Origin of the sequence: Salinadaptatus halalkaliphilus (genome assembly GCF_006543045.1) — an archaeon.
GTDB classification, from domain to species: Archaea; Halobacteriota; Halobacteria; order Halobacteriales; family Natrialbaceae; genus Salinadaptatus; species Salinadaptatus halalkaliphilus.
Genome location: NZ_RBZW01000003.1, coordinates 170,755 through 182,156 on the forward strand (window position 1 = coordinate 170,755; position 11,402 = coordinate 182,156).

At 64.1% G+C, this 11,402-nt stretch carries 12 protein-coding genes; 5 read left to right on the forward strand and 7 right to left on the reverse strand.

Annotated features, from left to right (window positions below):
* The first annotated feature begins 203 nt into the window (after window positions 1–203).
* Together D8Y22_RS00905 and D8Y22_RS00910 are read left to right on the forward strand one after the other, a co-directional pair.
* Window positions 204–419 (forward strand): hypothetical protein, encoded by a 216-nt coding sequence (locus D8Y22_RS00905; RefSeq protein WP_141462672.1) that lies wholly within the window; start codon window positions 204–206, stop codon window positions 417–419.
* A gap of 172 nt (window positions 420–591) precedes the next feature.
* The gene (locus D8Y22_RS00910; protein WP_141462673.1) at window positions 592–942 is read left to right on the forward strand and encodes a DUF7344 domain-containing protein; all 351 of its coding nucleotides are present in this window, start codon (window positions 592–594) and stop codon (window positions 940–942) included.
* Between the two features lie 84 nt (window positions 943–1,026).
* Here the strand turns inward: D8Y22_RS00910 and D8Y22_RS00915 are convergent, their stop codons facing one another.
* Window positions 1,027–1,926 (reverse strand): PhzF family phenazine biosynthesis protein, encoded by a 900-nt coding sequence (locus D8Y22_RS00915; RefSeq protein ID WP_141462674.1) that lies wholly within the window; start codon window positions 1,924–1,926, stop codon window positions 1,027–1,029.
* A 181-nt stretch (window positions 1,927–2,107) separates the two neighbouring features.
* Between D8Y22_RS00915 and D8Y22_RS00920 the strand changes: the two genes are divergently transcribed.
* Complete coding sequence (locus tag D8Y22_RS00920; protein ID WP_141462675.1) at window positions 2,108–2,833, forward strand: hypothetical protein; 726 nt, start codon at window positions 2,108–2,110, stop codon at window positions 2,831–2,833.
* 19 nt (window positions 2,834–2,852) lie between these two features.
* Here D8Y22_RS00920 and D8Y22_RS00925 read toward each other — a convergent pair whose 3' ends face one another.
* The 4 genes from D8Y22_RS00925 to thiC all read right to left on the reverse strand — a co-directional run bounded on the left by D8Y22_RS00925 (window position 2,853) and on the right by thiC (window position 7,841).
* Window positions 2,853–3,281 (reverse strand): universal stress protein, encoded by a 429-nt coding sequence (locus D8Y22_RS00925; protein ID WP_141462676.1) that lies wholly within the window; start codon window positions 3,279–3,281, stop codon window positions 2,853–2,855.
* A 49-nt stretch (window positions 3,282–3,330) separates the two neighbouring features.
* Window positions 3,331–4,506: an inorganic phosphate transporter gene (locus D8Y22_RS00930; RefSeq protein WP_141462677.1), complete on the reverse strand. Its 1,176-nt coding sequence runs from the start codon at window positions 4,504–4,506 to the stop codon at window positions 3,331–3,333.
* Between the two features lie 162 nt (window positions 4,507–4,668).
* Window positions 4,669–6,102, reverse strand: a complete 1,434-nt coding sequence (locus tag D8Y22_RS00935) for an MATE family efflux transporter (RefSeq protein WP_174811712.1) — start codon at window positions 6,100–6,102, stop codon at window positions 4,669–4,671.
* Between the two features lie 260 nt (window positions 6,103–6,362).
* Window positions 6,363–7,841, reverse strand: a complete 1,479-nt coding sequence (gene thiC, locus D8Y22_RS00940; protein WP_141462678.1) for a phosphomethylpyrimidine synthase ThiC — start codon at window positions 7,839–7,841, stop codon at window positions 6,363–6,365.
* 248 nt (window positions 7,842–8,089) lie between these two features.
* On the opposite strand from thiC, the gene D8Y22_RS00945 reads away from it, so the two are divergent.
* Both D8Y22_RS00945 and D8Y22_RS00950 read left to right on the forward strand, forming a co-directional pair.
* Window positions 8,090–8,743: a hypothetical protein gene (locus tag D8Y22_RS00945; protein ID WP_141462679.1), complete on the forward strand. Its 654-nt coding sequence runs from the start codon at window positions 8,090–8,092 to the stop codon at window positions 8,741–8,743.
* Window positions 8,744–8,912: 169 nt separating this feature from the next.
* Complete coding sequence (locus tag D8Y22_RS00950) at window positions 8,913–9,611, forward strand: phosphoribosyltransferase (protein WP_141462680.1); 699 nt, start codon at window positions 8,913–8,915, stop codon at window positions 9,609–9,611.
* 162 nt (window positions 9,612–9,773) lie between these two features.
* On the opposite strand, the gene D8Y22_RS00955 is transcribed toward D8Y22_RS00950, so the two are convergent.
* Together D8Y22_RS00955 and D8Y22_RS00960 are read right to left on the reverse strand one after the other, a co-directional pair.
* Window positions 9,774–10,118, reverse strand: a complete 345-nt coding sequence (locus D8Y22_RS00955; protein ID WP_141462681.1) for a cupin domain-containing protein — start codon at window positions 10,116–10,118, stop codon at window positions 9,774–9,776.
* Between the two features lie 80 nt (window positions 10,119–10,198).
* Window positions 10,199–11,341: a hypothetical protein gene (locus D8Y22_RS00960; RefSeq protein WP_141462682.1), complete on the reverse strand. Its 1,143-nt coding sequence runs from the start codon at window positions 11,339–11,341 to the stop codon at window positions 10,199–10,201.
* Between the last annotated feature and the right edge of the window lie 61 nt (window positions 11,342–11,402).

The window sequence follows — 11,402 nt, forward strand, 5'->3', positions numbered from 1 at the left end:
GAGTGAATAAAGAAGGTTGCGAACGATAGCCACGATTCGCAACTCGCCCTCGAATGAGTTTTGGGCGTAACTGGCGAATTTCGCCAGTCGGTCCCGAGCCGTCCGGCATTCGTCGAGCCGATATCGTTATATTCGCTGCACGCCCCGGGGACGTGTGGAGGTTACACCCGGACCCAACGTCCGATTTGTCCCCTCTGATACCAATGACTCCTCCAGAAACCACTCGAGACTCGACACGTCAGCCCTCCTTCGAAGACGCACTCGAGGCCCTCGTGGTCAGTGCCTTTGCCAACAACGAACGGGTCGAAGGGGAGTGGCAGATTGTCACGCCGCTGACGGCCGCGCCAAACTGGCTCGTCACTGTCGAAAAAGTCTACGACGACGAGGAACCGGCGTACGATCCCGATCTTCTCGAGTGAGACGGTCGCTATGGGAAGTATATCAGCTCTCGATGACAGTCTCCGTAATATTCAGTTTCGAGAACCAGAATTTATTTGTATTCGCCGGCTAGTTATCAATCAACGCTCCGCTGAAGTCGCGTAATGACGAGTTAGTCGCGGGGACGCCGCGTAAGCCGAGTACGGAGTCAGCATGAAGTCCTACGCAATCGATCCGGACGACGGTACTGATAGTCCCGACATCGACCCGACGACGATGTTCGACGTGCTCTCGAACGAACGCAGACAGCATGCATTACGGTATCTTAGCCACAAACCAGCTGCAGTCCCGCTCGGTGATGTCGCCGAATACATCGCCGTCCACGAAGGCGAGCCGACCAGGGACCGATACGAGCGGGTTCTCACCGGCCTCTACCACCTGCATCTCCCACACCTGCTCGAGGCGGCTCTCGTCACCTACGACGACGACCAACAGACGGTCGGACTGCGCGTCGACGACGACGAACTCCGCCCCTATTTCGACCTCCTGACGACGGCCGAGTGATTTCGTTCGGAGCGCTGTCCGGCAGTATCGGCGACCCCCCGACCAGTCTATAATTTCGCCGGTAGATCCCCGCCCCAGACCGTATCAGGCCTCGAGAATCTCGTCGTCCTCGTCGTCGGGAACGACGAGCGATCCGTCCAGTGCGGTCACCCCGCGACCGCCAACCCGCACGCGCTCGTCGAGTCGAACGCGGACCGTCCCCGGCCGGTCGACGTAGTGACCTTGCTCGAGTCGTACCTCCTCGGGCAGATCGCCGTCGAACGCGCCAAAGTGCTCGAGGTAGGCAGCGACGGCGCCACTCGCGGTGCCGGTGACGGGGTCTTCGGGGACGCCCGCACCCGGTGCGAACATCCGGCCGTGCAGCGTCGACTCGGCCTCGAGGGCGTCGAAGGTAAAGCAGTAGATCCCAGTCGCTTCGATGTCGTCGGTTAGCGCTTCGATCGTGGCCATGTCGGGGTCGGCGTCGCCGAGGTCGGACAGATACGTAATCGGCGCGATCAGGAAGGGGAGCCCGGTCGAGGCAACGGCCAACGGAATATCGTCGCTGGCACCCTCAAGGGCGGCCTGTTGGACACCCAACGCATCGGCGACCCGGTCGTAGCCGACCTCGACCGTGCGAATCCGGGGCTCGTCCTGGGTCATCCAGACGGTACCATCCGATTCGACCTCGATCTCGAGGACGCCGACGTTCGTCTCGAGCGTCGTCGTGCCGGGTTCGAGACCCTCATCCTGTAAGTGGGCGAACGAGCCGATCGTCGCGTGCCCACAGAGGTCGACCTCCTGGGTTGGGGTGAAATAGCGGATGCGGCGGTCGGCCGCCTCGCTCGAGCGCAGGAACGCCGTTTCGCTGACGGCCAGTTCGGCGGCGATCGACTGCATCTGTGCTGGCGAGAGTTCGTCGGCGTCGGGGACGACGCCCGCGGGATTGCCGGCGAGAGGCTCGTCCGTGAAGGCGTCGACCTGGAGGACGCGGGTCGTTTGCATACGGTGTGCATCGCTCGAGGCGCGTATGAATCCTGTGCTCCGTGTGCTCGACATCTCGCCGCGTTCGGCCGACCGACTGGTTTTCGTTGCCCGCCCTCGAGCAGTTGCCAAAGAATATCAACGATCCTGCCGAACAGACGGTCACTAGTATGTCTTTCGTAGACGCAGGTGATCGGCGTCGATGCTGAATCCGGTTCGCGTCGACGCGGTCGTCGATCTGGCCTACGGCGCACTGATCGCGCTCTCGATCGTACTGATCATGGTCCTCGAGACGAACATCGGGATCGCCTTCGGTGTGGGCGTCTTTGCTTCCTACGTCGTCCACGTCGTCTGGAAGATGGCCCGATTTGACCCCGACTGGATGACCCGGACCGTCCAGGAGACCGTCCAGGAGACCGTCGGCGAAACCGTCGAAAAGCAGGTCGACGAGTCGGTCGAGAAGACGGTCGGCGATACCGTCGAGGAGACCGTCCAGGAGACCGTCGGCGAGTCTGTCGAGCGGACGGTCGGTGAAACCGTCGAGAAGCAAGTCGAGGAAGTGCAGGCCCAGGTCGAGCAAACGGTCGGTGAAACCGTCGAGAAACGGGTCGGCGAAACAGTTGAGGAGACAGTCGGTGAAACGGTCGAAGAAACCGTTCAGGAGACCGTGGGTGAAACAGTCGAGGAGACAGTCGGTGAAACGGTCGAAGAAACCGTTCAGGAGACCGTGGGTGAAACAGTCGAGGAGACTGTGGGTGACACGGTCGAGGAGACCGTCGAGGAAACGGTCGGCGAGACGGTCAAAGAACAGGTCGAGGAAGTCCAGGCGCAGGTCGAAGCCGTCGACGAGCGGGTCGATCGTCGCCCTCGAGAGGACGAGGTCGAAGAACTCGTCGAGGAGTCGGTCGAGGGCGAGTCGGAATCCTAGCAGCTCGAAGACCGAGCTCTTACCGGACGATCGTCACCGGTACCGGCGCTCGCTTCGACACCGTCTCGGCGACGTTCCCGACGAGGTATCGGCGGGTCGCCCGGTTCCAATCGGACCCGTGACTACCGATCACGATCGCATCGTAGTCGTCGGCCCGGTCGAGAACGTGTCGCGCCGGGTGGCCGACGCCGACGGTCGTCTCGATCTCTCGGTCGCGGTCGGCGGCGATATCCCGAGCCCGCTCGAAGACCGACTCGGCGCGGGCCTCGGCGGCCTCCTCGAGGTCGTCCTCGAGGGAGAGCCCCACCGCATCGCCCATCATCATCGACGGCACGCCGACGACGTGAACGACGGTTATCTCGGCGTTCGGATGGTTCTCGAGGGCGTACTCGAGGGCGTTGCCGGCGTGCTCAGAGTCGTCCATCGGGACGAGAAGGCTCGAGAGCATACGCCGCCTACACCGACCAGCGACGTAAGTCCTCAGGATCGGCCACTCGTCAGGCGACCCCCGGCACGAGCGTGAAGAAGCCGTAGGCCAGCAGCGTGGACATCGATGGGCCGATGATCCACATCGAGACGTACTTGATGATCGCTCGCGGGTTGAACAGGTTGGCCCCCTCAAGGACCTCGTCGGATTCGGCCTCGCCGATCGGGGGTGCGTTTTCGCCTTCTTGCTCGTCCGTGACGATCGCACCGACGGCGATCTCGTGAGTTGTGTCGCCGGTGACTGCCTCGCGGACGGTGACCGGGCGGGTCGCGCGCCCCCAGCCGATGCCGACGATCGTCATCACCGTCGCCATCACGAGGCTGATGGGGATCCCGATCCAGGAGAGGGCGGTCGTGATCGTCGAGGCCGTCGCCATGACGAACAGCGCCGCGAGCAACGGAATGTCGCTCAGTTCGCCGCCGACCGACTCCATCGTCCGGCGAGCGATGGTGAAGCCGCCGAGGCCGATCGCGAGCGTCGCGACGATGATCGCGACATCGACGTCTAGGCCGCCTTCACCGCCGACCAACGGTGCGGCAGCGTTCGGGACGTTACTCGCACCGGCGCTGAACGCCATGTAACAGCCGATAATCACGACGACGATCGTGGTCCCGAGCTCCGACCAAGTCGTGTTCGGGCCGAGCGTCGGCGACGGAATCGTCGCTTCCCGATCCAGCGCCAGGAGCGGCCCGTCAGACGTCTCGATCGTCACGCGTCGGTTGATTGCGGGGTAGATGTAGCGGCCGATCAGCACGCCGATCCAGAGTCCGAGTATGGGCGTCACGATCCACCAGGAGATGATCTCCGCGATCGTCGCGTAGTTGAGGGTGCCGGTCGCCAATCCGAGGCCGGCGATCGCTCCGACTGTCGTCATCGACGTCGGGACGGGAACACCGAAGATGTTGGCCACGAGGATTCCCAGCCCGATAAAAAAGAGGATGGCGACGCCCGCCGATAGCGTCAGATCGATCGTGATGATGCCTTCGCTGAGCGTGTCCATCACGTTCCGACCGACGGTCCAGCCGCCGAAGAAGACGAAAAACGTCATGATCGCCGCCGCCGTCGTCTTTGTGACGATTCCAGCACCGACAGACGGGCCCCACGTGATTCCCGTCGACGAACCGCCGATATTGAATCCGACGAAAATCGAGGCGACGATACCGACGAGCAACACGGTCTCGACCATCGACAGCGACTACGATCGGTTTCCTGAAATATGCTGTCGTTCGATACTGGTTCTGCGAACGGGTAGCGGATGGAACTGGCACTCGTACAGCCCGTTGTAACGATTTCCCGGAGACCCCGACCAGCCTGCGGTTGCACCGGCTACAACGGACAGCCGTCCGAATCAATCGCTACTCGAGGGCTCGCGCTCGAGGGACGGTCCGCGGATGCTGTCGCCGGCGAGGTCGTCCGTGCGCCACGTGCCGCGTCTGAACCAGCCGATGGCGACGAGCGCGCCGACGAGGTGCGAGACGACGAAGGAAAGCCAGATCCCGGTCGGGCCGAGGACGCTCGCGCCGAGCCAGGCGACGGGAAGCTGGACCACGCCGAAGGCGACGATGACGAGTCCGGCTGCGGTCATCGTCATCCCGGCTCCCCGGAAGCCGCCCATGTAGGTGTACATGACCCCGAAGAGGCCGAAGGTTGGCGCGACGAAGTAGAGGAAGTTCGCGCCGGCGTCGACGACCGCGGGATCGTTCGTAAAGAGGGCCACGAGCGGTTCGGCCACGAGCGTCGAGAGCAGGCCGACAGTGGTGAGGCTGACGAACAGCACGAGCGCAGCGAAGCGATTCGCCGCTGCCGCCCGGTCGGGGTTGCCGGCACCGATGTTCTGGCCGGTCATCGTCTCGACGCCTTGCGAGAGCGCGACCGCCGGCAGGATGATCACCGAGAGGATGCGGGTCCCGATGCCGTAGGCTGCGACGACCGGCGTCGAAAACAGCGCGACGATGAACAGCAACAGGGTGATCGAGAGCGCGCGGCTGGCTCCCTCGACGGACGCCGGCAACCCGAGCCGGACGAGTTTCCAGCCGTAGCTCAGATCGGGCACCATCTGTGAGAGACGAATCCGAACCCCGCGATAGCCCCGGAACATCAGCCAGAGCCCGAGCACGAGCGTGACGGCTCGAGCGAAGATGGTCGCGTAGGCGGCGCCGGCGATGCCGAGTTCGGGGAACGGGCCGACGCCGAAGATAACTAGCGGGTCCAACACGATGTTGATCACGACCGAGACCAGCATGATCAGCATCGGCGTCACCGTATCGCCGTAGCCCCGCATGAGCGAGATGAACATGAAAAAGCCGAAGACGAAGACGAGCCCCAGCGAGTAGATTCGCATGTAACTCGTCGCGGCCGCGACAACCGCGGGTTCGGCGCCGAACAGTGCGAGCAGGTCCTCGACGACGAAGTAGCCGCCAACGCCGATCGCGAGGGCCCCGATGATCGAGAAGACGACGGTCTGGGAGGCCGCGTACTCCGCGTCGGACTCGCGGTCGGCACCGATGTACTGGGCGACGAGGATGCTCCCGGCGACCGACAGCCCCATGGCGACCGAAATCAACAGGAAGACGATCGGAAACGCGAAGCTGATCGCCGCGACCTCGGTCGTCCCATACCGGCCGAGCCAGAACGTGTCGGCGACGTTGTACGCCGTCTGGAGGACGTTCGTGATGATCAGCGGAATCGATAGATACAACAGTGGCGTGACGATGCCGCCGGAGGTGAGGTCAACCTCCTCGCGGTCCAGAAACATCCGCTCGAGGTGGTCCCGAACGGTCACTGCAGCCTCCGTCTCGACCGACCCTGCCGTAACTTCGGTATCGCTTTGCGCTCAGCCACTACCCTAACTAACCGGTCAGTCAGGTAAGTATGTTCTGTTCGCAGAATAGCATGTTCCGTGCGGGCAGGTATCGCGGCGGACGCGAGACCGTGTCTCATACGGTTTACTGTAAGTCATTGCCGGCGCAACCGCGACCCGGGCGGCGGTTGCGCCGGTAAATCGTTACAGCAATCCGTATCAAACGCGTGGGTGTACAGCGATCAGTCGTCGCTGGCTCCCTGTGTACTCGAGTCCTCGCTCGAGCGGCCACGAGCAGCGTCGTCACCGATCGAGTCGGCTAGTTCGAGGAAATCGCCACTCGAGTCGTGGGTCCCGACCGGCGGCAGGTTGACCGCGGCGGCGGCCGAAGCCTCGAGGTCGGTCGTGGTCTCGAGAGCCGCCATCTCGCCGCTCTCGAGGTCCCGTGCATCCTGGTCGATGCGCATCGAGCAGAACTCGACGCCGCACATCGAGCAGAAACGGGCGTCCTTGTAGTTGTCTTCGGGGAGGGTCTGATCGTGATACTCGCGGGCGCGGTCGGGGTCGAGCGCGAGGGCGAACTGCTCGCGCCAGTCGAACTCGTAGCGGGCCTCCGAGAGGGCGTCGTCCCAGTCGCGTGCGCCGGGTCGACCGTTACCGACATCGCCCGCGTGGGCGGCGATCCGGTAGGCCGCGAGGCCGTCGCGGACATCTTCTTCCGTGGGGAGGCCGAGGTGTTCTTTCGGCGTGACATAACAGAGCATCGCCGCACCGGCCTGGGCCGCCATCGCGGCGCCGATAGCGCTCGTGATGTGATCGTAGCCGGGCGCGATGTCGGTTACGAGCGGCCCGAGGACGTAGAACGGCGCGCCGTCACAGATCGACTGCTGGCGCTCGACGTTCTCGGCCACCTTATTCATCGGCACGTGGCCGGGGCCCTCGACCATCACCTGGACATCGTGGTCCCAGGCCCGGCGAGTCAGTTCGCCGAGCGTATCGAGTTCGGCGTACTGGGCCTCGTCGCAGGTGTCGGCCAGACAGCCAGGCCGGAGACTGTCGCCGAGGCTGAACGTGACATCGTGTTCGGCGAAAATCTCACAGATCTCGTCGTAGACCTGGAAGAGCGGGTTCTGTTCGCCGTGGGTCTCCATCCACGAGGCCATGATCGAGCCACCGCGGGAGACGATACCCGTTTTCCGGCCGTCAGTCAGGGGCAGGTGCTCGGCCAGAATTCCCGCGTGGATCGTCATGTAGTCGACGCCCTGTCTCGCCTGCTTTTCGATAACCTCGAGTAACAACTCAGGTGTCAGATCCTCGGGACTCCCCGCACGCTTGACGGCCTCGTACAGCGGCACCGTCCCGAGTGGCACGGGTGAGTACTCGAGGTGTGTCTCACGAATCTCGTCTAAGTCGCTGCCCGTCCCGAGATCCATCACCGTATCCGCGCCGTAGTGAACCGCGGTGTGGAGCTTCTCGAGTTCGGTCTCGAGGTCGCTCGTGGTCTCGCTGTTGCCGATGTTGGCGTTGACCTTCGTCGCGAACTCGCGGCCGATGATCATCGGATCGAGCGCGTCGTGGTGGCGATTGGCCGGGATGACGGCCTGTCCGTCGGCGATCTGTTTGCGAACGAACTCGGAGTCGCGGTGCTCGCGTTCGGCGACCCGTTCCATCGCGTCGGTTACCGTCCCTGCTCGAGCGGCTGCAATCTGGGTGTTCGCCATCGATAACTAGGTTGTACTATCCAGTTATAAATAGCTGTCCCGTCGAGAGACGCCGCCGCTGATCGGACGATGCCCGGTCTCGAGGACCCACGTACTCGACGGGCTGTGTCTTCGAGGGAACCCGGCCCGTCGGATCGTACTCGAGCGGGTGATCGGAATCTCGAGGAGGCGACCGCAGACCGGTGTTCGAACGCGCCGACCCGGAAAATGTCACAACGTTTATTGTGCGATCGAGACCATCGCCGAGCATGTCCCTCCGCCACGCGTTCACGTCGTTGCTCGCCGCCCTGCTACTGCTCCCCGGGACGGCCGTCGCACAGGCCGACGGCGGGGAGTCGATGCTCGAGGGCGTAGTCGCGCTCGTCGTCATCGGGCTCCTGATCTACGGGGCCAACGTCGTCTTCTCCGCGGGCTTCGGACTCGTGGTGATGGCCGTTTCGACGGTCGTGGGCTCGGGTTCGTACGTTCGGTCGATCGAGCACCGAATCTACGACCGGCCCGTTCGGTCGAGTGTCCTCGGGATCGGTGCTCTCGTCGGCGGCCTCGCCGGACTGCTCGCACTGTCGCTTGTGGTCCTCCTGCTCGTCGAGGTTGGGCTGCCGGAGCCAACCGGTCTGCTCATCATGATCCCCTTCCTGCTCGGGATGCTCTTCGTCTACGTGGGTGTCACACTCGGCATGATCACGATCGGCGCGTATCTCCTGGGTCGGCTCCGGGGCGGCGAGGCGAACCTCTGGCTCGCCGTCGTGGTGGGCGCACTCGTCGTCAATATTCCGGGACTCAATCTCGTACTCGGCTTCGTCGCGCTCTTTACGGGCACCGGCGCGATGGTCGGTCATCTGTGGCAGCGCCGCCGTGGCGGTGCCGGTAGACCGGACTCACCGCAATTGATCGACGGGTAACCTCCTTGGACAACGCGACCGGAAAGCAGCCACAGCGATCGACGACCGGTGACGAGTCGCGACTAGCCGTGTCCAGAGACGGTCTATCGAGGGCACGTATCGTGTCCCACCGAGCCGTGTTTCAGCCCACTTATGAGGATCGCTGATGGCTAGACGAGTAGGAGACACGATGTCCGACCTACCGGACGATTTCGACTGTACGATCACGAACTGGGAGTACATCTACGGGCTGTGTCGCGACGTGAGCGACGACGTTCGCCGCGATGAGTTCGAACCCGACGTCGTCGTCGCGCTGGCACGCGGAGGCTGGTTCGCGGGCCGGTGTCTCTGTGACTTTCTCGGACTCGACGACCTGACGAGCCTGAAGATGGAACACTACGTCGGCACCGCCGAAACGTCGGGAGAGCCGACCGTTCGCTATCCGATGCCCGAGGGAAGCGTCGAGGGGAAGGATGTCCTCATCATCGACGACATCGCCGATACTGGCGGCTCGATCGAACGCGCCCACGAGTACGTCACCAACCGCGACGCCGACGAGGTCCGGACCGCGACGCTCCAACTGCTTGGCACCAGCGAGTTCGAACCCGATTACGTCGGCGAATCCCTCGCCGAGTGGACGTGGGTCGTCTACCCCTGGAACTTCATCGAAGACATGATCGACCTGCTCTCGAGTGCGATGGCCCGCGCCGACCAGGAGGCGTTCACCCCGGACGAACTCCGCCACTATCTCGCCGCGTTCCACGACGTGCAACGCATCGAGATGGAGATTGCCCAGCCCGACCGGCTGACAGAAGTACTCACCGAGATGGAACGTCGCGATATCGTCGACTCGAACGACCACGGCGAATGGCGCCTGCTCGAGGACTGATACGGATTGCTGTAACGGTTTACCGGTGCAACCGCAGGACGGGACGCGGTTGCACCGGAAACGACTTACAGTAAACCGTATGAGACCGTTTACTGGCCGTCAGTTCCGGCCCACCCGCGACCCGGGGCGACGGGTGCGTCGGTAAACCGGTACAGAATCCGTCTAAAGTGGCGCGCCGACGAGGACGAGTTTCGCGCGCTCGTCGCCGCGGTTGTGGAGCTGTCGGCTCTCGTCGAAGTCGAGGCGGATCATCTCGTCAGTATCGAGTGCGACGGTCTCGTCGCGGTCGGTCAGTTCGACCTCGATGCTTCCCTCGGCGACGTAGTATATCTCTTCCTGATCGGTGTGGGTTTCGTCGTGTTCTTTCCCCTTCCCGCCGGGCTCGAGTTCGAGGATCGAGAAGCCGACGTGGTCGGTTTCGAGTGCGTCCTTGAGAAACCACATACCGCCGAACTCCTCGGGGACGACTGACTCCGGGTCGGTCTTCGCTGCGGTGTCGTAGCCCATAGCCGACGGGACGCGTGCCAGCCCTAAATTGCTGCGGGATCCGGAACCCGACGGGCGAACGGTCTCACTGCGCCCGGCCGTCAGAACGGTCCCAGCCACGACAGCTCCTCGGGCCGGCGGTCCGGCTCGAGGTCGTCGGGCAACGTCTCCCACGAGAGCGTGTCCTCCCCGGGTTCGGCGTCGGTCTCGAGATCGGGATCGTCCGCGGGTGGGTAGTCGCGGGACGCGGCCGGCGGGCCGTCGTGTGCATAAACGCCCTCGGGGTGGTCGACGGTCCAGACGTGCATCATACACGGCGTTCGACACGGCAACTCGAGGTCGCCGTCGGCGTACGATCGCCCGTAGACCTGCTGGTAGAACCACCACGCGAACCGGCCGGGGAGGCCGGCGTGGTAGTGCCAGGGCGAGCAGCGATCCGGGTCGCCGTCGGGGTGATCGTGGCCGTGGCCGTTCTCCGAGTGGCCATGGCCGTCCTCCGAATGGTCGTGATTACCCTCCGAGTGTCCCTCGCCGTCACCGGAATGGTGACCGTCGTGGTGATCGTCGGGGTCGTGGCCGTCGTGGTCGTGACCGTCGTGGTGGTCCCCGTGGTCGGTCGGTGGCTGTTCGTCGTGATGGCCGTCGCCGTGGTGGTCGTGACCGGGACCGTCCGCCGTGACGTCTATCGGCGCTGCCGTCGCTGCGTCCGGCACCTCGAAGCCGTCGTCGCCGGCCTCGTAGACCGGCGGCGCCTCGATCGGTTCCCCGCCTCGAGTCGCGATGAACATCACGCCGATCGATCGCCACGAGTCGTTGTCGACCAGCACCGACTCGGGTCGCGCCGGGTCGAGGACCGCGTCGTCGCCGATGTAGTCGGGACTGAGCCAGTGGGACCAGCCGTCCTCGTCGCCGAGGTCCAGCGTGTCGAAGTACGGTTTGAACCCTGCTTCCGCGAGCGCACCGGCGTCGGGATAGCGCTCTGTGAGCGTTTCCTCGACCGCCGCCTGCAATTCGAGGGTGGCCGGGTGGTCGTTCGCACAGCCCTCGAAACTTGCCCCACGGCAGTGACCCATGCTCGGGCGCAGTGTCGCGTCCGGGCAGTCGCGCTCGAGGGCGCCCCCGAGCGCTCCGTCCGGGTTCGCACTCGCCTGTCCCGTGCCGACGGCCGACGCGCCGATCGTGACGGCCGATGCCCGTAACAGCCGCCGTCGCGTGACCGACGGGCTGTCGTCGCTATCGTGCATGCGGGTACCCCGACACCGACGACATCCGTTAAGCCCTGTTGGGACTCGTCGTGACTGTCGC